The following is a 26,770-nucleotide window of genomic DNA, read 5'->3' as shown; positions in this document are numbered from 1 at the left end:
TGGCCGGCTACGGTGCGCAGGGCGCACGGTGTGTGTGGAATCAGCCGATGGGAGGGCGGGAGATCGGCGGCAGCGGCGGCGCCGGCCGGCCAGTGGCCGGCATCGGCTGCGGCGCCAGCGACAGTGCCGGGCCCGCCAGATACGGCAACGGCTGCACCACCAGCAGCGGGTGCTGGGCGCAACTGCGCACACAGTCCTTGATCTGGCAGTGGGCGTCGTGCGCGGGGGCCTTGGCCTGCGGGGCCTGGTCGGCCTGCATGGCGGCGTGGTGGTGGCAGTCGGCATCGCCGCCATCAAGGGCGGCTACCGCGTGGGCCATCCGGCCCATTTCCTCGTGACCACTGGCCATGGCCGCGTTCAGCCCGTTGAGCAACAGGCTGAGCATGAGCACGACACGGAGCAGGGTCGAGGCCAGGGACATGGCGTTAATCTAGCTGCAAGTGGGCGCGGATGCACTTCCGGCTGAATGGCCGGTTCAAGGTTGGACCAGCATCAATGTAGAGCCGAGCCTGCGCTCGGCTGCTGTTCGCGCAGAGGCAGCCGAGCGTGGGCTCGGCTCTACAGGGGCCCGCCGCTAGCCTTCTTCGCGAACGATTTCGACCAGGCGTGGGCCGTAGCGGCTCAGCTTGGTGCCGCCGATGCCGCCGACCCGCGCCAGTTCGTCGAGGCTGGTCGGGCGTTGCTCGGCGATGTTGCGCAGGGTGCTGTCGTGGAAGATCACGAAGGCCGGCACGTTCTGTTCGCGGGCCAGTTCGGCACGCAGGCCGCGCAGGGCGTTGAACAGGGCCAGATCCTGCGGCAGTACCGACAACCCGGTGCGCTGTGCGCTGCGCTCGCGTCCGCTGGTGCTGCTGGCCGGGTCGCGGCGCATGCTGATCTGGCGGCGGCCGGTCAGCACGTCGCGGCTGGCATCGGTCAGGCGCAGGCCGCCATGGCCCTCGCTGTCCACTTCCAGCAGGCTGGCGGCGACCAGCTGGCGGAACACGCTGCGCCAGGTGCGTGCATCCAGGTCGCGGCCGATCGCATAGGTGCTCAGCTTGTCGTGGCCCTGCTGCTTCACCTTCTCGTTCTCGCTGCCACGCAGGACGTCGATCAGGTGACCGACGCCGAAGCGCTGGCCGCTGCGGTAGACGCAGCTCAATGCCTTCTGCGCGGAAATGGTGGCATCCCACGAAGCGGGCGGGGTCAGGCAGTTGTCGCAGTTGCCGCAGGGCTGCGGATAGGTCTCGCCGAAACCGGCCAGCAGCACCTGGCGGCGGCACTGCATGGATTCGCAGTAGCCCAGCAGGTGATCGAGCTTGCCCCGCTCCAGCTGCTTGCGTTCTTCGCCGGCTTCGGACTGCTCGATCATCTGCTTGAGCAGCACCACGTCGCCCAGGCCGTAGCACAGCCAGGCTTCGGCGGCTTCGCCATCACGGCCGGCGCGCCCGGTTTCCTGGTAGTAGCCTTCCATCGACTTGGGCAGGTCGGTGTGCGCTACGAAGCGCACGTCCGGCTTGTCGATGCCCATGCCAAAGGCGATGGTTGCGCACATCACGATGCCGTCCTCGCGCAGGAAACGGCGCTGGTTGTTAGCGCGCACTTCCGGCGGCAGGCCGGCATGGTAGGGCAGGGCGTTGAAGCCTTGGCCGCAGAGGAATTCGGCAGTCTCCTCGACCTTGCGCCGTGACATGCAGTAGACGATGCCGGCCTCGCCACGGTGGCCGCGCAGGAAATCGGTCAGCTGCTTGCGGGCATTGTCCTTCTGCACCACGGTGTAGCGGATGTTGGGGCGGTCGAAGGAGCTGACGAAGTGGCGTGCTTCCTGAAGGTCCAGGCGCTCGGCGATCTCGCGCTGGGTCGGCGGGTCGGCGGTGGCGGTCAGCGCGATCCGGGGGATCTGCGGCCAGCGCTCGTGCAGCACGGTCAACTGGCGGTATTCGGGGCGGAAGTCATGGCCCCACTGCGACACGCAGTGTGCTTCGTCGATGGCGAACAGGGCGATGTGGCTGCGTGACAGCAGCGACAGGAAGCGGCCGGTCAGCAGCCGCTCGGGGGCGACATAGAGCATGTCCAGCTCGCCCGCGAGCAGTTCGCGCTCGACGCGGCTGGCGGTCTCGGCGTCAAGGGTCGAGTTCAGGTACTCGGCACGCACGCCGAGCTGGCGCAGGGCTTCGACCTGGTCCTGCATCAGCGCGATCAGCGGCGAGATGACGATGCCACATCCGTCACGCAGCAGGGCCGGCACCTGGTAGCAGAGCGACTTGCCACCGCCGGTGGGCATCAGCACCAGGGCATCGTGACCGGCAGCCACATGCTCCACGATGTCCTGCTGGGGACCACGGAAATCGTCGTAACCAAAGACGCGTTGAAGCAGGTCGTGCGCGGGACGGGAAGCCATCGCGCTAGTTTACCCCGGCGGGGGAGTCGGCAGGGCTGCGCCCTGCACCCGCTGCAAGCCAGTGCAACGTCAAAGGCAACAGCCGGCTCTGGGGTGATTCGTGGTTTGGTGGGGCGGTGTCGGATTGCGGGGACGCCGCAAGTACGTCCCTGTAGGCTTGGCAGCCGCATCCATGCGGCTGACACCCCGCAATCAGACACCGCCCCACCTTCGACAGTTTCCCGCGGCCGTTGGTGGGTGTCGACCTTGGTCGACACATCTGTCAGATATCGACAAACAAAATGGGGTCAGATCCGTTTTCCTGCGGAAAACGGATCTGACCCCAATGGCTTTGCTGGCAGATCGCGGAAAACTGTCGAAGGCGGGGTGGGTCCGGTTGTGGGAGTGTCAGCCGCATGGATGCGGCTGCCAAGCCCCCAAGGACGGGTTTACGGCGTCTCCCGCAACCGGACCCACCCCGCCAACCCACAGGAAACCAGCTCTTGCTCTTGCTCTGGTAGTTGCTGTTGCTTCGGCCTCTGCGGGTGCAGGGCGCAGCCCTGCCGAGCCCCCCAAACTCTTACTGGAGCAGGGAACGCAGCATCCAGGCGTACTTCTCGTGCGTCTGCAGCCGCTGGGTCATCAGATCCTCGGTCGGGGCATCGTCACCCTTGGCCGCCACCTCCAGCACTTCACGTGCCGTACGGCAGACCGCTTCGTTGGCGACCACCAACTGGCGTACCATTTCACGCCAGTCCGCACTGTCGGTCAGGCCCGGTTCCTCGACGATCGAGGTCAGCGCAGCGAATTCCCGGTAGGAGCCCGGGGCATTGAAGCCCAGCGCGCGGATGCGCTCGGCCACATCGTCCAGTGCCGCCCACTGCTCGGTGTACTGCGTCTCGAACATGGTGTGCAGCGAGTTGAACATCGACCCGGTCACATTCCAGTGGAAGTTGTGCGTCTTCAGGTAGAGCGTGAACGCATCAGCCTGGAAGCGCGACAGACCGTCGGCGATCTTCTTGCGGTCGCCCTGGGTGATCCCGATATCGATGTTCGGCGCCGACGGTGCCGCCGCTGCAAGCTTCTGCTTGCCGGTCTTGGCCTTGGTCGTGCTCTTGGTCTTCGCCATGGGGTTCCTCCTTGTGGAATCGTTGGCCTTCACAATAAACCGGTCGTGATGACTGGTCGCTTTCAAAGTTTTGAACGAACCGATTGATGAACTCTATCGATAAAAATCCATCGCCCCGCCTGCGCCAACAGCGCGCCGCCATCGACGGCGCCATGAGCCGCGACCGGGGCCGTTTGCTGGGGATGCTCTCGCGGTGCCAGGCCAAGCCACAGGATGCGGCACTGGCCGCCACCTTCGAGCAGGCCTTGCAGGCGTCGGTGCAGCGCCGGCAGTTGCGGGCGCAGCAGCAGCCGTCCATTACTCTGGACCCGCAGCTGCCGATTGCGCGTGAAGCCGACGCGATCATCAAGCTGATCCGCGACCACCAGGTGGTGGTGATCGCCGGTGAAACCGGCTCGGGCAAGACCACCCAGCTGCCGAAACTGTGCCTGGCTGCAGGCCGTGGCCAGGCCGGCATGATCGGCTGCACCCAGCCGCGACGGATTGCCGCACGTGCGGTGGCCAGCCGCGTGGCGCAGGAACTGCAGAGCGAACTGGGCCAACTGGTGGGCTACCAGGTGCGCTTCAACGACAAGGTCAGCGAAGACAGCCGCATCAAGTTCATGACCGACGGCATCCTGCTGGCGGAGATCGCCAGCGACCGCTGGTTGTCGAACTACGACACGATCATCGTCGACGAGGCGCACGAACGCAGCCTCAACATCGACTTCCTGCTGGGCTACCTGAAGCAGCTGCTGCGCAAGCGCCCGGACCTGAAGCTGATCGTCACCTCGGCCACCATCGACACCGAACGCTTCGCCCAGCATTTCGACAATGCGCCGGTGATCAGCGTGGAAGGCCGCACCTACCCGGTGGAAGTGCGCTACCGCGCGCTGGAAGGCGAGGGCGAACAGGAGGGCGAGCGCACCGTCAACGACGCCATCGTGTCGGCCATCGACGAGATCACCCGCCTGGATGCGCGCGGCGACGTGCTGATCTTCCTGCCGGGCGAGCGCGAGATCCGCGATGCGCACCAGTCGCTGGAACGGCGCAAGTACCGCAACACCGAGGTGCTGCCGCTGTACGCGCGGCTGTCCAACCAGGACCAGGACCGGGTGTTCAACCCGGGGCCGAACCGGCGCATCGTGCTGGCCACCAACGTGGCGGAAACCTCGCTGACGGTGCCGCGCATCCGTTACGTGGTCGATCCGGGCTTCGCCCGCGTCAAGCGCTACAGCCCGCGCAACAAGCTGGACCGGCTGCATATCGAGCCGATCTCGCAGGCCAGTGCCAACCAGCGCAAGGGCCGCTGCGGGCGTATCGCCGAGGGCATCTGCTACCGCCTGTACGCCGAGTCTGATTTCCAGGCGCGGCCGGAGTTCACCGATCCGGAAATCCGCCGCTCCAGCCTGGCCGGGGTGATCCTGCGCATGCTGCAGCTGGGCCTGGGCCGCATCGAGGAATTCCCGTTCCTGGAAGCACCGGACGAGCGCGCGGTAGCCGATGGCTGGCAGCAGCTGACCGAACTGGGCGCGATCGATGCCGAGCGGCGCATGACCACCATCGGCAAGCAGATGGCACGCCTGCCGGTGGACGTGAAGCTGGCGCGCATGCTGGTCGCTGCGCAGGCTGCCGGTTGCCTGCGGCCGATGCTGGTGATCGCCTCGTTCCTGGGCATCCAGGACCCGCGCGAACGCCCGCCCGAAGCACGCGGTGCGGCCGACAGCGCACATGCGCAGTTCGCCGATGGCCGCTCCGAGTTTGTCGGCGTGCTGCGCCTGTGGGATGGCTACCGGCAGGCCCACGAAGACCTGACCCAGTCCAAACTGCGCGACTGGTGTGGCCGTCATTTCCTCGGCTTCCTGCGCATGCGCGAGTGGCGCGAGCTGCATCGCCAGCTTCGCCTGCTGTGCGAAGAACTGGGCTGGAAGGAAGAGGCCAACGAGGCCTCGATGGCACCGTTGCTGGCCGGCAGCAGTGCGCCGGCACCGGCGCGTGACGACGCCGCGGCGGTGAAAGCCACCCGAGGCCAGCTGCACCGTGCCGCGCGCCTGGCCCGCGAAGGCAAGGCCGAGGCCGCACCGATGCCGGTGGCCGTGCGTGCGCAGAAGGAACAGACGCCAGTTGGCGGCGGTTTCAGTGAACGCGTGCGCGCCGCCGCCTACCAGACCCTGCACCGGGCGCTGGTGGCGGGCCTGCCGACGCAGATCGGCCACCGCACCGAGAAGGGCGATTTCCAGGCACCACGCCAGCGCCGCTTCCTGCCGTTCCCCGGTTCGGCGCTGTCCAAGCGGCCGCCGCCGTGGCTGCTGGTGGCCAACCTGCTGGATACGCAGAAGGTGTGGGGCATGACCCTGGCCGTGATCGAGCCGGACTGGGTAATCGCCGAACTGCCGCACCTGCTGCTGCGCAAGCACTTCGATCCGCACTGGTCGCGCGCGCAGGGACAGGTGCTGGCGTCCGAGCAGATCAGCCTGTTCGGCCTGGTGCTGGCGCCGAAGAAGCCGGTGCACTACGGCCGCATCGAACCGGGCGAAGCGCATGACATCTTCGTGCGTCAGGCGCTGGTGACCGGCGAGATCAACACCCGCGCCAGCTTCGTGGCCGACAACCAGAAAGTGCTGGAGACCGCCCGCGAGGAAGAAGCCAAGCTGCGCCGCGCCGGCATCGTCGCCGACGAGGACTGGCAGGCGCGCTGGTACCTGGACCGGGTGCCGCCGCAGATCCATTCGGCGGCGGGGCTGGATACCTGGTGGAAGGGGCTGGCGCCGGAACAGCGCAAGACCCTGCACTGGTCGCTGGTCGATCTGTTACCGGGTGAGGGCAGTGAACAGGAGCGCTATCCGAAGTACCTGGCGCTGGGCCAGGCGCGCTTGCCGCTGCACTACCGCTTCGAACCGGGCGCCGACGACGATGGCGTGACCCTGGATGTGCCGCTGCACCTGCTCAATGCGCTGGACCCAGTGCAACTGGGTTGGCTGGCGCCGGGTTTCGTCGCCGACAAGGCCTCCGCATTGATCCGCAGCCTGCCCAAGGCGATGCGCCGCAACTACGTGCCGGCGCCGGACTTCGGCCGCGCGTTCTACGAGGCGTTCCCGCAGCCCAGCGCCGATGCCATCACCGGCGAACTGGCGCGTTTCCTGTCGCGCGCAACCGGCGCGACCGTGACCGCGCTCGATTTCGAGCCCGGTTCGATCGAACCGCACCTGCACATGAACCTGCGGCTGCGCGACGAGCAGGGCAAGGTGCTGGCGACCTCGCGCGATCTGGATGCACTGCGCGCCAAGTTCGGCGGTCGTGCCGGCGATGCCTTCGCTGCACGCGCCGGCCGCGAGATGGCGGCCGATGGCCTGCGTACGTTCCCGGCCACGCCGATTCCGCTGCAGGTGCCCGGTGAAGCAGGCGTGCCGGCCTATCCGGCATTGCTGGACGAGGGCGACAGCGTGGCGCTGCGCATCTTCGCCGACCGCCAGCAGGCGCTGGAGGCCCATCCGCTCGGCGTGCGCCGCCTGCTGGAAATCGCCTTGGCCGAGAAGGTGAAGCAGGCGCGCAAGCAGCTGCCGGTCGGTGCCAAGACCGGCCTGCTGTATGCCGCGATCGAATCGCAGGAGCGCCTGCGCGGCGACCTGGTCGATGCAGCGATGAACGCAGTGCTGGCCGAGGGGCTGGAAGACATCCGCGATGCGGCGACCTTCGAGCAGCGACGCGAGCATGCGGCCAAGGCCCTGTTCGGTGAGGCGATGTCGCGGCTGAAACTGGCCGAAACCATCCTGGCCCTGGTGGCGGAACTGAAGCCGATGCTGGAAGCGCCGTTGATGGGCTGGGCGCGCGGCAACCTGGACGACATGGAAGCGCAGCTGGCCGGCCTGATCCATCCCGGCTTCCTGCGCGACACGCCGGCTGACGCGCTGGCGCAGTACCCGCGCTATCTGAAAGCGATGATCCTGCGAACCGAGCGTGCCAAGCGTGATCCGCCACGTGACCAGGCGCGCATGCTGGAACTGCACCCGTTCCTGGAAGCGCTGGAAGTGGGAGAGCAGCAGGGACTGCGCGAGCGCCCGCAATGGCAGGCGCTGCGCTGGGATCTGGAAGAGCTGCGGGTGTCACTGTTCGCGCAGGAGCTGGGGGCACGCACCGGCATCTCGGCGAAGAAGCTGGCACAGCGGGTGACCGCATTGCGCCAGGCGTGACGTCGTTGCTGTAGAGCCGAGCCCATGCTCGGCTGCTTTTCGATGCCTCGTCGCTTCCCCTGCAGATCGCAGCCGAGCGTGGGCTCGGCTCTACACAATGGGCGGCGTTACTTGGTACGGCGCACCTTCGGCTGGGTGTTCACGCCGTCGACCTTCAGGTACCACACGCCCATCACGCCGGGCTTGATGCTGACGGCGGGGGACTGCTTGCGCACACCGGCCAGGGTGCTTGCATCGGTCTGCTCCCATTCCTGGCCGTTGTCCAGCACGTAGACGCGGCCTTTGCCGAAGCCGCGGAATTCGCCCTGCAGCACGCCGACAATCGGCTCGCTGCTGCCGAAATCGAAGAAGCCGCGATTCTTCACGATCACTTCCTGGCGGCCTTCCTCGCGTGCCGATTCCCGTACGGCGGCAACCGCCTGGGTGGTGGCGGCTTCGACCTTGCCCTGCAGCCAGCGGTTCAGCGTGGCCAGTTCCTGCGCACTGAGCTTGTCCAGGCCAGCAGCCTTGAACTCGGCCGGTGACATCTGCTGCTGCAGGTCCCCCTCCACCACACGCTGGGCCAGCGCAGGCGCCGACAAGGACAGCAACAGTGCGGCACAGGCCAGCAGCCGTAGGCGGAAACGCGGGGCGATCGAGGACATGTCGGGACTCTCCTGGGTTTGACCGCGAGTGTAACGGCATGTCTTCATGCCGGGTGATGGTGGCCGCGGTGATTGTCCCTGAACGGCGCCGGCGCTAGTGTAGAGGCCTCTGTCTTGCCTGCTCGATGCTGTGAACCGCGCTTCCGTCCCCGGCCTGGATGCCTTGTTGAACCGTCCCTCGGCAGCCGTGCTGCCTGCTCCGCTGCGCCAGGCCCTGCGCGGGCACTGGGAAGCGCCGGAATGCGACCACCAGATGCGCGCCAGCTGGTCGGTGCTGGGTGACACCCTCGACGCACTGGCGATGCTCTCCGCCGACGAAGGCGCGGTGGTCGCGGCCCTGCTGTTCGACCTGCCAGGCCTGCGGGCGAGCCTGGAACAGCTGCCGCTGGGCAACCACAAGGCCGCGGTGATCGGCCTGCTGGATGGTCAGGACGCCGCCGACCCGGTGTGGGCGCTGCATGCCGGCCGTGAGGCAGGGCGCAACAGCGAAGGCCTGCGCCGCCTGCTGCTGGCGATCATCCGCGACCTGCGCGTGGTGCCCATCCTGCTGGCCCGGCAGCTGGCGCGGATGCGCGCGGCCGACAAGCTGGATGACGAGCAACGCCGCGCGCTGGCACAGCTGACACGCGACATCCACGCGCCATTGGCCAACCGCCTGGGCATCTGGCAGCTGAAGTGGGAGCTGGAGGACCTGGCGTTCCGCCACCTGGAACCGGAGACCTACCGTCGCATTGCGCGGGAGGTGGACGAAACCCGCATCGCCCGCGAGCGTTACGTCGAGAACGTCAAGAAGGTGCTGTCGCGCGAGCTGGTCGCGCAGGGCATCAAGGCCGAGGTCAGCGGCCGTCCAAAGCACATCTACAGCATCTGGCGGAAGATGCAGAAGAAGCGTCTGGCGTTCGACCAGCTGTATGACATCCGTGCGGTGCGCGTGATGGTCGACGACGTCGCCGCCTGCTATGCCGCGCTGGGCGTGGTGCATGCACTGTGGGCGCCGGTGCCGAGCGAGTTCGACGATTACATCGCCCGGCCCAAGGCCAACGACTATCGCTCGCTGCATACCGCCGTGGTCGGCCCGGAAGGGCGCACCATCGAAGTGCAGATCCGTACCCATGAGATGCACTCGCAGGCCGAGCTGGGCGTGGCCGCGCACTGGAAGTACAAGGAAGGTGGCAAGGGCGCGGAGAAGTCCTTCGACCGCAAGATCACCTGGATGCGCCAGCTGCTGGAGCAGGCGCAGGACGGGCAGGGCAATGAGCTGGCCGGGGCGCTCGATGCCGAGCTGACCGAAGACCGGGTCTATGCACTCAGCCCGAAGGATGAGGTGCTGGATCTGCCGCAGGGCGCCACGCCGCTCGATTTCGCCTACCAGGTGCACACCATGGTGGGCCACCGCTGCCGGGGCGCCAAGGTCAACGGTCGCATCGTGCCGCTGACCTATCGCCTGCGCAGCGGCGACCGCGTCGAGATCCTGACCGGCAAGGAGGCCGACCCCCGCCGCGACTGGCTGATGCCGGCCAACGGCTTCCTGGCCAGCAACCGCTCGCGCGAAAAGGTACGCAGCTGGTTCCACAAGCTGGACCGCGCGCGCAACGTGCAGGCCGGGCGCGAACTGCTTGAGCGCGAGCTGAAGCGTCTGGGCCTGCAGCACTCGGACCTGGCGGTGGCGGCGAAGAAGTTCCATGCCGACAGCGTTGACGATCTCTACATCCAGGTGGCGCTGGGCGATACCGGCCCGAACCAGGTCAGCCGTACCCTGCTGGAAGCCGAACGTGCAGCGAGCCAGCCGGCGCCCGCGCCGACCCTGCCGCGGCCGACCGCGCGCCGCGAGAACCTGGGCAAGTCCAAGTTCACCGTGCAGGGCGTGGGCAACCTGCTGGTGCAGCTGGCACGCTGCTGCCAGCCGGTGGCTGGCGAGCCGATCGTCGGCTACCTGACCCGTAGCCGTGGTGTCACCGTGCATCGTGCAGACTGTGCCGCGCTGGCCCGGCTGGCAGCCACCAGCCCGCAGCGCATCCTGCCGGTGGAGTGGGGCCAGGCCGGCGGCGGCTACGAAGTGGACGTGGTGGTCACTGCGGTCGACCGCCGCTGGTTGCTGAAGGACATCACCAACCTGATCGCCCAGGAAGACGCCTACGTGCTCGACATTCACAGTGACAATGTACGCAACAGTGGCCGTGCCCACCTGCGCCTGCGTCTGAAGGTGAGCGACTACGGCCAGCTGTCGACCCTGCTCGGCAAGCTGGATGCGCTGCCCGGCGTGAGCGAGGCGCGTCGCCTCGGCTGAGCTTCACGCTGCCCCGGCTACCCTGCACGCATGGAACGCGAGCCCCCGCATCGCCCGCATGGCGCTGAACACCCTGCGCTGGACCGCGTCCGCCGTGAAGGCCGTTGGTGGTGGCTGCAGGCACGCCACGCGCGCCGGGTGTGGCGCTGGGCGCTGGTCGCGGCGCTGGCGGTGTTCGTGCTGCTGGTGCTGCTGCGCAAGCCATTGGCCGACTGGTTCTGGGATGAGCCGCAGATCGAACAGTTGCTGGCCGAAGGTGACCGCGCGCTTGCCACCGGCCGGTTGAGCGCGGCCGACGGCAGTGGTGCGCGCGAGCGCTACCAGGCCGTGCTGGCGCTGGATGGTGATCGTCCGCAGGCCCGCGAAGGCCTGGCCCGTACCGGCGCCGCGGCCCTGCAGCAGGCCAGCGAAAAACTGCAGGCCAACGACCTCGAGGGCAGCGCGAAGGCGCTGGCACTGGCCCGGGAGCTGCAGGTGCCGCAGGCCGATGCGGACGCCGTGGCTCGCCAGCTGCAGGCCCGGCGCAGTGCAGGCGCCGGCATCGGTGCACTGCTGGCGCAGGCGCGCAACGCCTTTGCAGCGGGCCGGCTGGACGAAGGTGACAGCAGCGCGCTGCCCCTGTTCCAGCGCATCCTGGCATTGCAGCCGGACAATCTGCCGGCGCTGGAAGGTCGCGAGGACGCACTGAGCGATCTGCTGCAGCAGGCGCGCATCCTGGCCGGGCGCGGCGAGCTGGCCGAGGCAGCGACGATACTGCAGCGTGCGCGCCAGTTCGATGCCGGCCACGCCGATCTGCCCGCAAGCCAGGAAGCATTGGCACAGGCTGTCGACCAGCGCCTGCGCCAGGCCCAGCGCGCCTTGCAGCGGCGGCAGCTGGAATCGGCAGCGAAGGGATTCCTCGCCGTGCTGGCAGTGGCGGTTGATGATTCCAGTGCCCAGCGCGGCCGCGAACAGACCTTGCAGGCGGTGCTGGCGCGCAGCCAGAAGCGGGCCGACGACTTCCAGTTCGAGGCGGCGCAGGCCGATTCCGCGCTGGCGGCGGAACTGGGTGCTTCGCCGGCCGCGCAACAGCAGCTCGCGCAACGCCTGCAGCGCGCACAACAGGCGCAGAAGGCGCTGCAGCAGCCGGCGGTCAGCAACACGCAACGCGAACGCCAACTGCGCGACCGCCTGCGCAGGATCGAGCGCGCCGAACGTGCCGAGCAATGGATCAGCCCCCCCGGCCACAGTGCGTTCGACGCGTTGCGCGAAGCGCAGTCACTGGCGCCACGCGATGCACGGGTGAAGGCTGCCGCAGCGCGGCTGCTGCCCGCCAGCCGCCGCTGCTTCGACGACAACCTGCGGCAGAACCGCGTGCAGGCCGCAGGTGCCTGCCTGCAGGCCTGGCAGACCCTGTCGCCGACCGCGACCGGACTTGCCTCGGCACGCCTGCGCCTGGCCCAGCGATGGCTGGCGATCGGCAGCGAACGGCTCGGCAACGGCGACCTGGCTTTCGCGGCGCATGCCGCCGGACAGGCCCGTTTGCTGCAGCCGGACCTGGCCGAGCTGCCAGCGTTCGAAGACCGCCTGCGCCGCGCAGGCGGGCGCCCGGATTAGGTGAAGAACACCCGCTGCACGGTTGCCCGGGCGGCGTCCAGCGAGAAGTGCTCTGCGATGTTGGCCAGGCCGGCATCGGACAGCTGCTGCCACAGCTGCGGATCCTGGTACAGGCGGACCACCGCATCGGCGAATCCCGCCGCATCATCGGCCACCAGCACGTCCTGGCCCGGGCGCAGGTGCATCCCTTCCACGGCGCAGGTGGTACCTACCACCGGCTGGCCATGGGCCATGCTCAGGTTGATCTTGCCTTTCACGCCGGCACCGAAGCGCAGCGGCGCGATGGAAATGCGTGCGCCGTCCATGTAGGGCGTGATGTCCTCGACGAAACCGTGCATCTGCACGCCGGGCTGGCGTGCGGCCAATGCCAGCAGCGAATCGGGTGTGGCGGCACCGATGCAGTGCAGGCGTACATCGGGCAGACGGGCGCGGATGCCGGCGAAGACTTCGCCGATGAACCACTCCATGGCATCCAGGTTCGGCGGATGGCGGAAGCCGCCGACAAACACCAGATCATGGCGCTGTTCGAACGGCCTGCCGGCGCCGGCGACGTCGTGCAGGTTGGAGATCAGTTCCACCTGCACGGAAGGGGCGTCGGCCTGCAGCTGCTCACGCTCGGCGGCACTGACCAGCACGGTGACGTCGCACTGCTCCATCACCGCCAGCTCGCTGGCGCGGGTGCGCTCGGCGGCGCGCAGCAGCCCGGCATCACCGGCGACTTCGGCACCACGGCGTTCGCGCAGGTAGTGCAGGTCCACGGTGTCGAACACGGTGCGTGCCTGTGGCGCATAGCGCTCCAGCAGCGGCAGGCACTCGTGGGCGACATGGTGGCGGACCAGCAGCGCCACGTGGAAGCGTGCACCGTGCGTTCGCAGCCAGCTGGCGACGCCATCGAGGAACGGTGTATACCAGACTTCCACGCCCATCCGCTGCAGTGCTTCGGTGGCGGCACCGCCATGTTCGCGGCGGGTGGGAACAAACACCACATGAGCGCCGCCCTGCAGCAGCAGGCGGATCAGGTTCACCTGGCGCAGTGACGCGGAATCGCGATCCGGTTGCGGTACTTCCTCGTCCAGGATCAGCACCTGGCGTCGGCCACGCAGCAGCAGCGCCGGTGACGGCACTCCGCCCACCGCCGGATGGCGGGCCAGCTCGGTGGCCCAGCGGGCGGCGAAGATGGCCTGGTTGCGCACCTGATAGGCCTTCACTCCACTGCCGGTGTCGGTGCCGTTGCTGGTGCCCTCGTCGTGGATCACCCGGCTGGCCGGCTGAACCAGCACGCGCAGGCCCTGTGCACGCACGCGGAAGGCCAGGTCGGTGTCCTCGTAGTAGGCCGGCTTGTAGCGGGTATCGAAGCCATCCAGCTGCTGCCAGAGGGCGCGCGGCAGCATCAGCGCCGCACCGGAGCAGTAGTCGACGTCGCGCAGGCTGGCAAAACGCGGGTCGTCCGCGGCCTCGAAACGGCCATAGCTCCAGCCGCTGCCGTTGGCGAAGATCACCCCCCCTGATTCCTGCAGGCGGCCATCGGGGTAGAGCAGCTGGCTGCCGACCAGGCCGGCGCCGGACGTGCTGGCGAACGTGTCCAGCAGAGCGTCGAGCCAGCCCGGCTGCGGCACCGTATCGTTGTTGAGCAGCACCACGTAGCGGCCGCGTGCGCGCGACACGCCATCGTTGCAGGCCTCGATGAAGCCGCCGTTTTGCTCGCGCACTTCGTAGCGCAGTCCGGCTACCTGCGGCATCCACTGCACGGTGGCGTCGCTGCTGCCGTCATCCACTACCAGGATCTCGCACGCGGCCAGCGGCGGATGTGCCGCCAGGGCGCGCAGGCAGGCCAGGGTGTGGCCGGCGTGGTTATAGACCGGGATGACGATGCTCACTTCCGGCGTCTCGCTGAACGGCACCGTGAAGGGGGCGAAATCCTTCGTCGGCGGCAGGAACAGCGGCGTTCGCGGCGCGGGAACGGCGCGCTGGGTATGCACGCGGATGCGCTGCCAGGTCGCCCGCCACCCACGGGTACGCAGGCTGGCCAGGCTCCGGCGGGCCAGGCCCGTGAGGCGGTTGATCAGGTATCGGATCTCGGCCAGGGACATCGCCATCCGGTTGCAACTCCAGCTTAAGCAGGGGAACCCGGGAGAATCCGCCAGCCGTAGCGGCTGGGGTAGACTCGCCAGACCCTACATTCTCGCATTCCCGTGCCCCGACGCTACGATTCCGACGACATCGACGATTTCGACGACGACGACCAGCAGGACAACGGCCCGCTGTGGCGGCGTCGCCTGATCACCTGGAGCATGGCTGCGGTCGCGTTGGGATTGGGTTTCCTCATTCCCTATACGCTGTACCTGAACCAGCAGGTGACCCAGCGTTTCGGTGAACTGCGCTGGCAGATCCCGACGCGTGTCTATGCGCGCCCGCTGGTGCTCACCCCCGGCAAGGCGATGGATGCGTCCACGCTGAAGACCGAGCTGGCCGCCTCCGCCTACCGCGATGACGGCCAGGGCAAGGAGCCGGCCACCTATGCGGTGAACGGCGGGCGCTTCGTCATCTCCAGCCGCGGCTACAACGACGTCGATGGCCGGGTTGCCCCGCGCCGGCTCGAGCTGTCGCTGGCCGATGGTGCGGTCGCCTCGCTGCGTGACGCCGACAACCGCAAGGCGTTGAAGGCCGCACGGTTGGACCCGGCCCGCATCGCCACCCTGTACGGCCAGAAGCAGGAAGAACGCCGCCTGATCCGCATGGACGAGGCGCCGGACCTGCTGGTGACCGGCCTGCAGGCGGTGGAGGACAAGGACTTCAACCGCCATCACGGCATCGATCTGTCGGGCATCGCGCGCGCGGTATGGGTGACCATTCGCTCCGGTGGCCAGAGCCGCCAGGGCGCTTCGACGCTGACCCAGCAGCTGGCCCGCAGCGGCCTGCTCGGCATCGGCAAGGAACAGACGGTTACCCGTAAGTTCAACGAAGTGCTGTACGCGCTGATCATGGAAGCGCGCTACGACAAGCGCACCATCTTCGAGGCCTATCTCAACCAGGTGTACCTGGGCCAGCGTGGCAGCCAGGCGATCCATGGCATGTCGTCCGGCGCCGAGTTCTGGTTCGGCCGCGACCTGCAGTCGCTGGAGACCGAGCAGATCGCGTTGCTGATCGGCTTGGTCAAAGGCCCGTCCTTCTACGACCCGCGGCGCAATCCGGAACGCGCGTTGGATCGCCGCAACTTCGTGCTGGGCAAACTGCACGAGGCCACGCTGATCGATGACGCCGAGTACCAACGTGCGTTGAAGGCCCCGCTGGGCGTGCCCAAGACGCCGGGCCTGGTTGCCGCCAACCGCTTCCCGGCCTATGTCGATCTGGTCCGCCGCCAGCTGGGTCATGACTATCCGGAATCGGCGCTGCAGGGCGCCGGCCTGAGCGTGATGACCGGCATGTCGCCGTCCGCGCAGGCCTATGCCGAAGGCGCGGTGACCCGCACCATCAAGTCGCTGGAAAGCAAGCGCCGCCCCGAACTGCAGGCCGGCATGGTGCTGACCGACGTGCACAACGGTGACGTGCTGGCGGTCATCGGCAGCCGTGAGGTGTCCGAGGTCGGCTTCAATCGAGCGATCGAAGCACAGCGCCCGGTCGGCTCGCTGCTGAAGCCGTTCGTCTACCTGCTGGCGCTGGCGCAGCCGGATCGTTACTCGCTGGCCAGCTGGGTCGATGATTCACCGGTGACCGTGCAGCTCGGCCGCGGCCGCAACTGGAATCCCGGCAACGCGGACAACCGCAGCCACGGTACGGTGCGCCTGATCGATGCGTTGGCGCATTCCTACAACCAGGCCACGGTGCGCGTGGGCATGCAGGTCGGCCCCGAGCGCGTGACCCAGCTGATCCACGTACTGGCCGGCATCAAGGCCGAGGCCAACCCGGCGGTGATCCTCGGCTCGACCGACCAGAGCCCGTACGCGATGGCACAGCTGTACCAGTTCCTCGCGTCCGGTGGCGAGATCCAACCGCTGCATGCGGTGCGTGGCGTGCTCGATCCGCAGGGCAAGCTGCTCAAGCGTTACGACAAGACCCCGGCACCGGCGCAGGAGGGCGACTCGATTGCCGCCAACCTGATCAGTGTCGGCCTGCAGCAGGTGGTTGCCAGCGGCACCGCGCAGCGCTTGAACGCCGATGGCCTGGGCCGCCTGCAACCCGCCGGCAAGACCGGTACCACCAACGATGGTCGCGACAGCTGGTATGCCGGTTACACCGGCGATCACCTGGCGGTGATCTGGATCGGCAACGACCAGAACGAGCAGGCCGGCCTGTACGGTGCCACCGGCGCGATGCGGGTCTGGTCGGGTATCTTCCAGCGCCTGCCGAGTGCTCCGCTGCGGGTCAGCAACAAGGGCCTGGACTGGCAGTCGGTGGCGCCCACCGGACTCAACAGCACGGATGAAGGCTGCCCGGGCGCGCGTCGTTTCCCGTTCGTGGTGGGCTATGCACCGGCCTATGCACCGTGCGCGCCGGCGGTGTCGCCGGACGGGCAGGGTGCCGAAGGCGAGGGCGGTGGCTGGCGCAGCTGGTTCGGCCTGGACCGCAAGCCGGAAGCGCCTGCCGAACCTGCCGCGGCGCCCGCCGCCGCCACTCCTCCCCCGAGCCGATGATGCCGATGAACATGCGATCCCTGCTGCAGCCCCTGGCCCTGACCGGCCTCAGCCTGGCCCTGGCCGCCTGCGTGACCAGCGCGCCGCCGGTGGTCACGCCGGTCGATACCACTACGCCGGCACAGCGCCTGGCCGCGGTGGATGCGGCCGCAGGTCCGGACGACAAGGAGCTGTCGGTGCAGCCGCTGCGTGATTCGCAGGTGGAAGACCTGCGGGTGACCGCGCAGGCGCAACGCCAGGCGAACGACCTGGCCGGTGCCGCCAGCAGCCTGGACCACGCGCTGGAAATCGTCGCCGGCGACCCGGCGGTACTGCAGGAACGTGCCGAACTGGCGCTGCTGCAGGGGCAGTGGGCGCAGGCGGAGACGTTCGCGCGCAAGGCGGTGGATCTGGGCTCGAAGACGGGGCCGTTGTGCCGGCGGCACTGGGCGACGATCGAACAGTCGCGCCTGGCGCGGGGCGAGAAGGAAAATGCGGTGTCGGCGCATGCGCAGATTGAAGGTTGCACGGTGCCGGGAATCAAGCGGTACTGAATTTTCAGCCAACGGCGCAGCCCCTCGTGGCTGTGGGTTGGTCGCTGAAGCCAGAAGCAAAAGCCGCGCTTGGCCGGGCGGGGTGGGTTCGCGGGGGACGCCGTGAACCCGTCCCTGGGGGCTTGGCCGCGGCATCCATGCCGCGGACACCCCCGCGAACCCACCCCGCCCGGCCTCTGACAGTTTCCGTGTGCGTCCAGCCACGGAAAAGAAAAAGAAGATCAAAAGCGGGGCGCGCGCTGCGCGCACTTGCCACTTTCCTTTTCCTTCCCCGTTCCACCAACCGCTTATGAAATGGCAGTTGAGCAAGCTCGACGCTGCGCCGCGCGCGCATCCGTCACTGGGAAACTGTCGAGGGTGGGGCGGGAGGGGCAGGCAGGACCGTTGGCGCCATGGATGGCGCCATCGAGCCCCCAGGGATGGGTTTACGGCGTGTCCTGCCTGCCCCTCCCGACCCGCCCAGCACGTAGAAACCCAGAGCCATGAACCAAGCTGTTGCCGTTGCTTTTGCGGGTGCTCTGGCTTGAAACGGGTGCCGGGCAGCGCCCGGCCGGGTATCCTTTCCCTCTGATGTCCGACCTTGTCCATGCCAGCCGCGAAGCCCTCAGCGACGGCGGCGCGCTCGCCTCGCACCTGGATGCATTCGTCCCGCGTCCGGCACAGCTGCACCTGACCGAAGCCATCGCCGATGCGCTGCAGCAGCGTGATCTGCTGCTGGCCGAGGCCGGTACCGGCACCGGCAAGACGTTCGCCTACCTGGTGCCGGTGCTGCTGTCCGGGTTGCGCACCATCATCTCCACCGGTACCCGCGCGCTGCAGGACCAGCTCTACCACCGCGATCTGCCACGGGTGCGCCAGGCACTCGGTGTCGGCCTGCGCAGTGCGCTGCTGAAGGGACGCGCGAACTACCTGTGCCGCTATCGCCTGCAGCAGGCGCGTGGCGAGCCGCGTTTTTCCAGCCCCGAACAGGCTGCGCAGTTCCAGCGGATCCTGGCCTGGTCCGGTCGTTCGGAGTTCGGTGACATCGCCGAACTGGAAGGCCTGGCCGATGATTCGCCGCTGCTGCCGATGGTCACCTCCACTGTCGACAACTGCCTGGGGACCGACTGCCCGTTCTGGGATGACTGCTTCGTGGTGCGCGCGCGGCAACGCGCGCAGGCCGCCGATGTGGTGGTGGTCAACCACCATCTGCTGTTGGCCGACCTGGCACTGAAGCAGGACGGCTTTGGCGAGTTGTTACCTGGGGCGCAGGCCTTCGTCATCGACGAGGCGCATCAGTTGCCCGAACTGGCCGCGCAGTTCTTCGGCGAAGGTTTTGGCATGCGTCCGTGGCAGGAACTGGGCCGCGACTGCCTGGCCGAAGCGCGCGGCGTCGGGGGCGCGCAGTCGGCGCTGCAGGAACCGGTCGACCAGTTGCAGCAGGCGCTGTTGGCGCTGCGCTCGGCAATGGAAGGGCTGCCAGCGCGTGGCACGCAATGGCGTGCACTGGCGATGCCGCAGGTGCGTGATGGCTTCGATGCGGTGATGGCTGGCCTGGTGACGCTGGAGCAGGCGCTGCAGCGGCTGCGCGAAGCGGCTGCCGGCCTCGATGCCTGCCATGCGCGTGCGCGCGAAGCGGTTTCGCGGCTCAGCCGCTGGCTGGGGGATGACGAACCCACCCTCGATTTCGATACCGATCCGGAGGAGACCGCCAGCGCCGCCGATGTGCTCTGGTACGAGCTTACGCCGCGTGGTTTCCGCTGCCAGCGCACGCCGATGGATGTGTCCGGTCCATTGCGCGAGCATCGCGAACGCAGTCGCGCCGCATGGATCTTTACCTCGGCGACACTGACCGTGGGCGGTGGTTTCGATCACATCGCCACCCGCCTGGGCCTGGACGATCCACATACGCTGGTCCAGCCAAGCCCCTTCAATTGGCCCGAGCAGGCGTTGTGCTATCTGCCCGAGGGCCTGCCTGATCCGGCCGCGCGTGGTTTCGGAACCGCGCTGATCCAGACCCTGCGGCCGGTGCTGCAGGCCTCGCAGGGCAGGGCGTTCCTGTTGTTCGCCTCGCACCGTGCATTGCGCGAGGCCGCCGAGGCACTGCGTGATGGGCCATGGCCGTTGTTCGTGCAGGGCGAGGCGCCGCGCGCGACGCTGCTGCAACGCTTCCGCGAATCGGGCAATGGCGTGCTGCTGGGCTCGGCCAGTTTCCGCGAGGGCGTGGACGTGGTGGGTGAGGCGCTGAGCGTGGTGATGATCGACAAGCTGCCGTTCGCGGCACCGGACGATCCGGTGTACGAGGCGCGTCTGGAGGCGATCCGCAGCCAGGGCGGCAACCCGTTCCGCGATGAACAGCTGCCGCAGGCGGTGATCGCATTGAAGCAGGGCGTCGGCCGCCTGATCCGCAGCGAGAGCGACCGCGGCGTGCTGGTGCTGTGCGACCCGCGCCTGCTCAACCGGGGTTACGGCCGGGTGTTTCTCGATTCACTGCCACCGTTCCGCCGTACCCGCAACCTGACCGATGTGCAGGCCTTCTTTACGCCACAATGGGCGCCCGTGGCCGATGATGCGGCTGCCCCGGCCGCTGTTGCGACCGGCCCCGAGCCGGCGCCCGGTGCCACGTTTCCCCTGTTCTGACCCGATCCGATGAAACTGCTCGCCTTTGAAACCGCCACCGAAGCCTGTTCCGTTGCCCTGCATGTCGATGGGCAGGTACTGGAACGCTTCGAGATCGCCCCACGCCGGCATGCCGAACTGAGCCTGCCGTGGGCCGAGGCGCTGCTGGCCGAAGCCGGCATCAGCCGCCGCCAGCTGGACGGCATCGCGCTCAGCCGCGGCCCTGGTGCGTTCACGGGCGTGCGCCTGGCGATCGCCATCGCGCAGGGCATCGCACTGGCGCTGGACCGGCCGCTGTTGCCGGTCTCGACGCTGCAGGTGCTGGCGCTGCGGGCACCGGAAGAAGAAACGCAGATCCTGTCGGCGATCGACGCACGGATGGGAGAGTTGTACGTTGCGCGCTTCGAGCGTGTTGACGGCCTGCCGCTCGCGCGCGATGGCGAGCGTGTGTGCGCACCGGATGCAGTGGCGTTGCCGGACGGGCTGTCGGCCTATGGCGTCGGCACCGGCTTCGGCGCGGCCGACGGCGCGCTGGTGGCGCAGTTGGGCAGTGGCCTTCGGGGATTCGATGCGACAGCACTGCCGCGGGCATCGGATGTGCTGGCACTGGCGGTGCCGGCGTTCGCGCGTGGCGAGGCGATTGCGCCGGAGAGGGTCGAGCCCGCGTACCTGCGTGACAACGTGGCGCTGACCCTGGTCGAGCAGCAGGCTGCGCGCGAGGCGAAGGCGAAGGCCAACGGCTGAGCCCCTCGTGGCGGAGCGCGAAAGCACAAGCCGTGGTTTGGCCGGGCGGGTGGGCTGCGCAGGGGGCGCTGCAAGTACGTCCATGTAAGCTCGGTCGCCGCATCCATGCGGCTCACGCCCCTGCGCAGCCCACCCGCCCGGCCTCTGACAGTTTCCGTGCGCGTCCGCCACGGAAGATCAAAAAAAGAAAAGTCAAAATCAAAAGCGGGTCGCTTCGCTTGCATCCACGCGTGGCGTGGATGTGTATCGACCAAGGTCGACACCTACCAAAGCAATGGTGCGCCGCGATCTGTCAGAGGTGGGGCGGTGTGGGCTTGCAGGACCGTTGGCGCCATGGGCCCGAGGCATGCCTCGGGCGGGTTGGGAAGGATGCCCAACCCCGGTCTTGCCGTGTGCGCAGGACTGCGCGCACGAGCAAGGCGCCATCGAGCCCCCCATGGATGGGTTTACGGCGTGTCCTGTAAGCCCACACCGCCCCGCCAGGTCCAGCATCCCCGCCGCCGCTTCTGCTGTTGCTTCGGCTGTGGCCGTTGCCTCTGCGGGTCCCGGGCCGCAGGCCCGGGCAACAAACCCCTACCGGTCGTCGTGCAGGGTGCCGCCCGGCAGGAACACCCACGTGCGGGTGACCTGCAGGATGTCGATCTCGTCTTCGGTCTTCGGCAACGGCGGGAACGGCTGGGCCAGCTTCACCACCCGCAGTGCCGCCTCATCCAGCAGCGGCGTCCCGCTCGAACGCAGGATCCGGCTGCTCTCCACGCTGCCATCGCGGCGCACCCCCACGCTGATCACCACCTGGCCACCGAGGCGGCGCTGCCGGGCCTCGTCCGGGTAATTCAGATTGCCTACGCGCTCGGCGCGGTCGACCCAGGCACGCAGGTAATTGGCATAGGCATATTCGCGCGTGCTGGCCGACACGAACTTGCGGTTCGGGCGCTTGGCGTACTGCGCCGAGCGCAGATGCACTTCGGCAGCCAACCGCGCCATCTCCACATCGCGCTGCTCGCGCGCGCTCAGCGGTGCGTCCGGTTCGGGCTGATCCGGCGTGGGGCGGGACTGTGCCTGCGCCACCACCTCTTTGCCATTGCGGCTGCTGACCACCCGTGCCTGCGGCGGCGGAACCGGCGCGGCCGATTGCTGCTGCTGCGGCACCGGGCTCAGCCCGGACTGGGCCTGTGGGACGATGCCGGCCTGGTTGTCGCGTGGACGCTGTGCGCGGTCGTGCTCGCCACCGCCTTCCTGGTTGGCCGCGGCCAGGAAATCAGCCTGCTTCGGCGTCAGCGCGGTGCGGGTCTGGCTGAAGATCACTTCCAGCGTCGGCACCAGCGGTGCATCGCCCTTCACGGCAAAGCCCACGCCCAGGATCAGCAGGGCGTGGACCAGCACAGACAGCGCGATGGTCGCCCCCAGCCGTTGCGCTTCGCGCGGCGGCGGGGGCAGGACGGCAGGTGCGGACGGCATCAGCGCAGGCCGGCCTCGAGTGCGTCGAACAGGGTGCCGGCAATGTTCAGGCCGTACTGCGCGTCCAGTTCGCGCACGCAGGTCGGGCTGGTCACGTTGACCTCGGTGAGGTAATCACCGATCACGTCCAGGCCGACGAAGCGCATGCCGCGACGCTTCATCTCCGGGCCCACCTGGGCGGCGATCCAGCGGTCGCGCTCGCTCAGCGGGCGGCCTTCACCGCGGCCGCCGGCGGCGAGGTTGCCGCGGAATTCGTCGCCCTGCGGGATGCGCGCCAGGCAGTAGTCGACCGGTTCGCCATCGACCAGCAGGATGCGCTTGTCGCCGGCGGTGATGTCGGGAATGAACTTCTGCGCCAGCGCCATCCTGTGGCCGCCGTCGGTCAGCGTTTCCAGAATCACGTTCAGGTTCGGATCGCCCTGGCCGCTGCGGAAGATCGAGCGGCCGCCCATGCCGTCCAGCGGCTTCAGCACGGCCTGGCCATGCTCCAGCGCGAAGGCCTTCAACGCCTTGGCGTCGCGGCTGACCAGGGTCGGCGGGCAGCACTGCGGGAACAGCAGCGCGGCCAGCTTCTCGTTGTAGTCGCGCAGGCCCTGCGGGTTGTTGACCACGCAGGCGCCGGCCGCTGCGGCCACGTCGAGCACCTGGGTGTCGTAGATGTATTCGGCGTCGACCGGCGGATCCTTGCGCATCAGCACGATCTGGCCGGGGCCGAATTCGGTGCGGCTGAATGCGCCCAGCTCATACCAGCCGGCCGGGTCATCGCGCACCTGCAGCGGCGCGGTCTGGGCCACCGCTACGCCGCCCTCCAGGGCCAGGCCGCCCGGGCGCACGTAGTGCAGGGCATGGCCGCGGCGCTGGGCTTCCAGCAGCATGGCGAAGGTGGTGTCCTTGGCGATCTTGATGTGGGCGATGGGGTCCATCACCACGATGACGTTCAACGGCATGGGCGCACCTGTCAGGCAAGGCGTTGATGGTAGCGGCAACGCCGCCCGCGCGCCTCCCCGCCGTACTGCAACGCAGCGTCCGCCCGGCGCCCGCGCACGCATTGCGAAACCCGTCACGTTCAGGAGGGTGCCATGCCCCGCGCCATGGGGCGGCCTTGAAGCGGGCGCGGAAAGTGCGATATAGATACGCTTTCGTAGCGGCCCCCGCCAGAGATCGGGCCGTGCGCTTGGGGATAGGCAATGACTGAAAACACGACTGCGGGCGGGGAACTCGCAGGACTCCGGGTGATGGTCATCGATGATTCGAAGACCATCCGCAGGACTGCGGAAACGCTGCTCAAGCGCGAAGGCTGCGAGGTGGTCACCGCCACCGACGGCTTCGAAGCGCTTGCGAAGATCGCAGACCAGCAACCGCAGATCATCTTCGTCGACATCATGATGCCGCGCCTGGACGGGTACCAGACCTGTGCGCTGATCAAGGGCAACCAGCTGTTCAAGGCGACCCCGGTCATCATGCTCTCGTCCAAGGATGGCCTGTTCGACAAGGCGCGGGGACGCATCGTCGGCTCGGAGCAATACCTGACGAAGCCTTTCACGCGTGAAGAACTGCTGGGTGCCATCCGCACATACGTCAACGCCTGACCAGGGGGGAAAGGCACAATGGCTCGTATCGTTCTGATCGAGGATTCACCGACCGACCGCGCGGTGTTCACCCAGTGGCTGCGCCGTGCCGGCCATGAGGTGCTGGAAGCGGACAACGCCGAGGATGGACTGCAGCTGGTCCGCGACCAGGTGCCGCAGCTGGTGCTGATGGACGTGGTTCTGCCCGGCATGAGCGGCTTCCAGGCCACCCGTGCGATGGCCCGTGATGCGGCGATCAAGCACATCCCGGTGATCATCGTCAGCACCAAGGCGATGGAAACCGACAAGGCCTGGGGCCTGCGCCAGGGCGCGGCCGATTACATCGTCAAGCCGCCGCGCGAGGATGAACTGATCGCGCGGATCAACGAGCTGGTGGCCTGATGCGCTCGCCCTTCGACATCCTCGAAGCCTACGAACGGCGCAGCCTGGCCCACGCGGTGCAGCTGCCCGAGCGGCAGTTCGCCCAGGACCTCTGGCGTGGCGTGGGTTACCGCGTCGGCCAGCGCCGGCTGGTGTCCGATTTCCGCGAAGTGGTGGAAATCGTGCCCATGCCGCCGGTCACCCCGGTGCCGTGCGCACAGCCGTGGCTGCTGGGCGTGGGCAACCTGCGCGGCAACCTGTTCCCGGTGGTCGACCTGAAGTACTTCCTGGAAGGCACGCGTACCGTGCAGCAGGAAGGCCAGCGCGTGCTGATCATGCGCCAGGCCGGCGGCGACGTCGCGCTGACCATCGATGAGCTGTTCGGCCAGCGTAGTTTCGAACTGGACCAGCAGATCGAAGCCGGCACGCTGGCCGAAGGGCGTTACGGCCACTTCGTCGATCGCGCCTTCCACGCCGACGACCACGACTGGGGCGTGTTCTCGCTCTCGCTGCTGTCGCGTACCCCTGAATTCCGGCAAGCCGCGGCCTGAGGCCGGGCAACGCCCCCTGCATTGAAGATCGAGGTTGAACGATGAGTACTGCTTCGGACGCCACCAAGACCGGCAAGCTGCGGCTGGGCGGCAGCAACCTCTGGCTGTTCCTGCTGCTGGCATCGATGATCCTGTTCGGCGTCAACACCGGCGTCGCCACCTGGCAGGGCAGTCGCCTGGCCGATGCCGGTTCCAAGGCGGCCGACCTGCAGGTGCTGTCACAGCAGCTGGCCAACCAGGGCCGTGACGCGGTGGGCGGCAACGCGCAGGCGTTCACCGCCTTCAAGGCCACCCGCAACGCGATCGAACAGAACGTGTCGACCCTGCAGGGGCGCTACGGCAAGGAACCGGGCGTGTCCGGTGCGATCGCCACCCTGGGCGAAACCTGGGCGCCGCTGGGCAAGCAGGCCGGGCAGCTGGTCGCCAGTGAACCGGCGGTGCTGGCCCTGGCCGGCAACGCCAACAACTTCACCGGCGCCGTGCCGGGGCTGCAGGCCCAGCTGAACGAGCTGGTGCGTGCGATGTCCGCTTCCGGCGCCCCGTCGTCGCAGGTGTACAGCGCCCTGCAGCAGGTGGTGGTGGCCGGCTCCATGGCCCGCCGCGTGACGGAAATGCGTGCCGGTGGCACCGCCGCTGCCACCTCGGGCGACGCACTGGCCCGTGACATCACCGTGTTCTCGCAGGTGCTCGACGGCCTGCGCAACGGCAACGAGGAACTGGGCATCACCGCCGTGCGCGGTGCCGCCGCCGTGGCCGCGCTGGAGCAGTCGCAGCAGAAGTGGGAAGCGATGAAGCAGGACGCCGACGCGATCTTGGCCAGCTCGCGCCAGCTGTTCGCGGCGCAGTCGGCGGCCACCGCACTGGGCCAGGGTTCGGCGCACATGCTGGACGACAGCCGCAAGCTGTTCGAGGCGTTCTCCTCGTTCGGTTCGGTGTCCGATACCCGCCTGTTCCCGAATTTCTGGATCGGCGTGGTCTCCGGTGCGCTGTCGCTGATTGCGATCATCGGTTTCGTCTCCACCAACGTGCGCAGCCGCTCGCGCGAGCAGGAACTGCGCTACCAGACCCAGGTGGAGTTCAACAGCCGCAACCAGCAGGCGATCATGCGGCTGCTGGACGAAATTTCCTCGCTGGGTGAGGGCGACCTGACAGTGAAGGCCTCGGTGACCGAGGACATGACCGGCGCCATCGCCGACGCGATCAACTACGCCGTCGACGAGCTGCGCCACCTGGTGACCACCATCAACGACACCTCGGCCAAGGTCGCGCTGTCCACCCAGGAAACCCAGGCGACCGCCATGCAGCTGGCAGAGGCGGCGGGCCACCAGGCCAACCAGATCACTTCGGCTTCGGACCGCATCGGCGAAATCGCGGCGAGCATCGAACAGGTGTCGCGCAACTCGGCCGAGTCGGCCGACGTGGCGCAGCGCTCGGTGGTGATCGCCGCCGAGGGTGCCGGCGTGGTGCGCGAGACCATCCAGGGCATGGACCAGATCCGTGACCAGATCCAGGAAACCTCCAAGCGCATCAAGCGCCTGGGCGAGTCGTCGCAGGAAATCGGCTCGATCGTGGAACTGATCAACGACATTTCCGAGCAGACCAACATCCTGGCGTTGAACGCTGCGGTGCAGGCAGCGTCGGCCGGTGAAGCGGGCCGCGGCTTCGCGGTCGTGGCCGACGAAGTGCAGCGCCTGGCAGAACGTACCTCCGGCGCGACCCGACGCATCGAGAACCTGGTGCAGGCCATTCAGGCCGATACCAACGAAGCGGTCACCTCGATGGAACAGACCACCGCCGAAGTGGTGTCCGGTGCACGCCTGGCCGAGGACGCCGGCACCGCGCTGACCGAAATCGAACGCGTGTCCAATGCACTGAACACCCTCATCAAGAACATCTCCATCGCCGCCCAGCAGCAGTCCGCCGCGGCCTCGGACATCACCCGCACCATGGGCGTGATCCGGCAGATCACCGGCCAGACCTCGCAGGGTGCCGGGCAGACCGCCGAATCGATCGGCCACCTCGCGCAGCTGGCGGCCGACCTGCGTCGTTCGGTCGCCGACTTCAAGCTGCCGGCGTGACGCGGGCAGGGCGGCGAGCAAGGAACCAGTCGATGAAGCATTTC

The 26,770-nt window shown here is 68.1% G+C and carries 18 protein-coding genes; 11 read left to right on the top strand and 7 right to left on the bottom strand.

The features are described 5' to 3' along the window. Positions 1–40: 40 nt before the first annotated feature. The 3 genes from GOC52_RS15780 to GOC52_RS15770 all read right to left on the bottom strand — a co-directional run bounded on the left by GOC52_RS15780 (position 41) and on the right by GOC52_RS15770 (position 3,488). On the bottom strand, positions 41–421 hold the full coding sequence (locus GOC52_RS15780; protein WP_049435662.1) for a CopL family metal-binding regulatory protein: 381 nt from the start codon (positions 419–421) through the stop codon (positions 41–43). Between the two features lie 153 nt (positions 422–574). Continuing rightward, positions 575–2,380, bottom strand: a complete 1,806-nt coding sequence (gene recQ / locus GOC52_RS15775) for a DNA helicase RecQ (protein WP_191849851.1) — start codon at positions 2,378–2,380, stop codon at positions 575–577. 559 nt (positions 2,381–2,939) lie between these two features. Beyond that, positions 2,940–3,488 carry a Dps family protein gene (locus GOC52_RS15770; RefSeq protein WP_019660109.1) on the bottom strand — a complete coding sequence of 183 codons (549 nt, stop codon included), beginning with the start codon at positions 3,486–3,488 and terminating at the stop codon, positions 2,940–2,942. 86 nt (positions 3,489–3,574) lie between these two features. Here GOC52_RS15770 and hrpA point away from each other — a divergent pair, with 86 nt between their 5' ends. Next, complete coding sequence (gene hrpA / locus GOC52_RS15765; RefSeq protein WP_191849849.1) at positions 3,575–7,657, top strand: ATP-dependent RNA helicase HrpA; 4,083 nt, start codon at positions 3,575–3,577, stop codon at positions 7,655–7,657. 107 nt (positions 7,658–7,764) lie between these two features. On the opposite strand, the gene GOC52_RS15760 is transcribed toward hrpA, so the two are convergent. Beyond that, positions 7,765–8,301, bottom strand: a complete 537-nt coding sequence (locus GOC52_RS15760; RefSeq protein WP_010481716.1) for a hypothetical protein — start codon at positions 8,299–8,301, stop codon at positions 7,765–7,767. A gap of 130 nt (positions 8,302–8,431) precedes the next feature. On the opposite strand from GOC52_RS15760, the gene GOC52_RS15755 reads away from it, so the two are divergent. After that, positions 8,432–10,588: a RelA/SpoT family protein gene (locus GOC52_RS15755; protein WP_019336379.1), complete on the top strand. Its 2,157-nt coding sequence runs from the start codon at positions 8,432–8,434 to the stop codon at positions 10,586–10,588. 30 nt (positions 10,589–10,618) lie between these two features. Further along, the gene (locus GOC52_RS15750; RefSeq protein ID WP_191849847.1) at positions 10,619–12,184 is read left to right on the top strand and encodes a hypothetical protein; all 1,566 of its coding nucleotides are present in this window, start codon (positions 10,619–10,621) and stop codon (positions 12,182–12,184) included. Here the strand turns inward: GOC52_RS15750 and GOC52_RS15745 are convergent. Further along, a complete protein-coding gene (locus GOC52_RS15745; RefSeq protein ID WP_191849844.1) occupies positions 12,181–14,280 on the bottom strand; it encodes a glycosyltransferase in 2,100 nt (699 codons plus the stop codon). The genes GOC52_RS15750 and GOC52_RS15745 overlap by 4 nt on opposite strands. A 96-nt stretch (positions 14,281–14,376) precedes the next feature. Here GOC52_RS15745 and mrcB point away from each other — a divergent pair, with 96 nt between their 5' ends. From mrcB to tsaB, 4 genes are all read left to right on the top strand, one after another. After that, the gene (gene mrcB / locus GOC52_RS15740) at positions 14,377–16,815 is read left to right on the top strand and encodes a penicillin-binding protein 1B (protein ID WP_043399215.1); all 2,439 of its coding nucleotides are present in this window, start codon (positions 14,377–14,379) and stop codon (positions 16,813–16,815) included. Next, on the top strand, positions 16,812–17,348 hold the full coding sequence (locus tag GOC52_RS15735) for a hypothetical protein (RefSeq protein ID WP_071306674.1): 537 nt from the start codon (positions 16,812–16,814) through the stop codon (positions 17,346–17,348). Before mrcB ends, GOC52_RS15735 begins: the two co-directional genes overlap by 4 nt. Positions 17,349–17,918: 570 nt before the next feature. Then, a complete protein-coding gene (locus GOC52_RS15730; protein ID WP_191849842.1) occupies positions 17,919–19,967 on the top strand; it encodes an ATP-dependent DNA helicase in 2,049 nt (682 codons plus the stop codon). Between the two features lie 9 nt (positions 19,968–19,976). Next, positions 19,977–20,690, top strand: coding sequence for a tRNA (adenosine(37)-N6)-threonylcarbamoyltransferase complex dimerization subunit type 1 TsaB (tsaB, locus tag GOC52_RS15725; RefSeq protein WP_143994928.1), 714 nt, complete (start codon positions 19,977–19,979; stop codon positions 20,688–20,690). Positions 20,691–21,263: 573 nt separating this feature from the next. Here the strand turns inward: tsaB and GOC52_RS15720 are convergent. Continuing rightward, entirely contained in the window at positions 21,264–22,148 is an 885-nt protein-coding gene (locus GOC52_RS15720; protein WP_191849839.1) for an energy transducer TonB family protein, read from the bottom strand. Beyond that, positions 22,148–23,095, bottom strand: a complete 948-nt coding sequence (gene gshB / locus GOC52_RS15715; protein ID WP_012511876.1) for a glutathione synthase — start codon at positions 23,093–23,095, stop codon at positions 22,148–22,150. Before gshB ends, GOC52_RS15720 begins: the two co-directional genes overlap by 1 nt. A gap of 240 nt (positions 23,096–23,335) precedes the next feature. Here gshB and pilG point away from each other — a divergent pair, with 240 nt between their 5' ends. Genes pilG through GOC52_RS15695 form a run of 4 tightly spaced genes read left to right on the top strand, consistent with a single transcriptional unit; the run spans position 23,336 to position 26,726 of the window. After that, positions 23,336–23,737 carry a twitching motility response regulator PilG gene (gene pilG / locus GOC52_RS15710; protein WP_005418455.1) on the top strand — a complete coding sequence of 134 codons (402 nt, stop codon included), beginning with the start codon at positions 23,336–23,338 and terminating at the stop codon, positions 23,735–23,737. 18 nt (positions 23,738–23,755) lie between these two features. After that, entirely contained in the window at positions 23,756–24,118 is a 363-nt protein-coding gene (locus tag GOC52_RS15705; RefSeq protein WP_005410717.1) for a response regulator, read from the top strand. After that, positions 24,118–24,648, top strand: coding sequence for a chemotaxis protein CheW (locus tag GOC52_RS15700; protein ID WP_171955128.1), 531 nt, complete (start codon positions 24,118–24,120; stop codon positions 24,646–24,648). Before GOC52_RS15705 ends, GOC52_RS15700 begins: the two co-directional genes overlap by 1 nt. A gap of 41 nt (positions 24,649–24,689) precedes the next feature. Further along, positions 24,690–26,726 (top strand): methyl-accepting chemotaxis protein, encoded by a 2,037-nt coding sequence (locus GOC52_RS15695; RefSeq protein WP_191849837.1) that lies wholly within the window; start codon positions 24,690–24,692, stop codon positions 26,724–26,726. The last annotated feature ends 44 nt before the right edge of the window (positions 26,727–26,770 follow it).

The sequence above is a fragment of the Stenotrophomonas sp. SXG-1 genome (genome assembly GCF_014083965.1).
In the GTDB taxonomy this organism is placed as follows: Bacteria; Pseudomonadota; Gammaproteobacteria; order Xanthomonadales; family Xanthomonadaceae; genus Stenotrophomonas; species Stenotrophomonas geniculata.
The sequence above is the reverse complement of the archived record's forward strand: the minus strand, read 5'-3'. Positions and strand labels throughout refer to the sequence as shown.

Bases quoted from the DNA above. Each gene is read 5' to 3' on its own strand.
- GOC52_RS15780 (WP_049435662.1), bottom strand. From the start codon at position 421: ATGTCCCTGGCCTCGACCCTGCTCCGTGTCGTGCTCATGCTCAGCCTG.
- recQ (WP_191849851.1), bottom strand. From the start codon at position 2,380: ATGGCTTCCCGTCCCGCGCACGACCTGCTTCAACGCGTCTTTGGTTAC.
- GOC52_RS15770 (WP_019660109.1), bottom strand. From the start codon at position 3,488: ATGGCGAAGACCAAGAGCACGACCAAGGCCAAGACCGGCAAGCAGAAG.
- hrpA (WP_191849849.1), top strand. From the start codon at position 3,575: ATGAACTCTATCGATAAAAATCCATCGCCCCGCCTGCGCCAACAGCGC.
- GOC52_RS15760 (WP_010481716.1), bottom strand. From the start codon at position 8,301: ATGTCCTCGATCGCCCCGCGTTTCCGCCTACGGCTGCTGGCCTGTGCC.
- GOC52_RS15750 (WP_191849847.1), top strand. From the start codon at position 10,619: ATGGAACGCGAGCCCCCGCATCGCCCGCATGGCGCTGAACACCCTGCG.
- GOC52_RS15745 (WP_191849844.1), bottom strand. From the start codon at position 14,280: ATGGCGATGTCCCTGGCCGAGATCCGATACCTGATCAACCGCCTCACG.
- GOC52_RS15735 (WP_071306674.1), top strand. From the start codon at position 16,812: ATGATGCCGATGAACATGCGATCCCTGCTGCAGCCCCTGGCCCTGACC.
- GOC52_RS15730 (WP_191849842.1), top strand. From the start codon at position 17,919: ATGTCCGACCTTGTCCATGCCAGCCGCGAAGCCCTCAGCGACGGCGGC.
- tsaB (WP_143994928.1), top strand. From the start codon at position 19,977: ATGAAACTGCTCGCCTTTGAAACCGCCACCGAAGCCTGTTCCGTTGCC.
- GOC52_RS15720 (WP_191849839.1), bottom strand. From the start codon at position 22,148: ATGCCGTCCGCACCTGCCGTCCTGCCCCCGCCGCCGCGCGAAGCGCAA.
- gshB (WP_012511876.1), bottom strand. From the start codon at position 23,095: ATGCCGTTGAACGTCATCGTGGTGATGGACCCCATCGCCCACATCAAG.
- pilG (WP_005418455.1), top strand. From the start codon at position 23,336: ATGACTGAAAACACGACTGCGGGCGGGGAACTCGCAGGACTCCGGGTG.
- GOC52_RS15705 (WP_005410717.1), top strand. From the start codon at position 23,756: ATGGCTCGTATCGTTCTGATCGAGGATTCACCGACCGACCGCGCGGTG.
- GOC52_RS15700 (WP_171955128.1), top strand. From the start codon at position 24,118: ATGCGCTCGCCCTTCGACATCCTCGAAGCCTACGAACGGCGCAGCCTG.
- GOC52_RS15695 (WP_191849837.1), top strand. From the start codon at position 24,690: ATGAGTACTGCTTCGGACGCCACCAAGACCGGCAAGCTGCGGCTGGGC.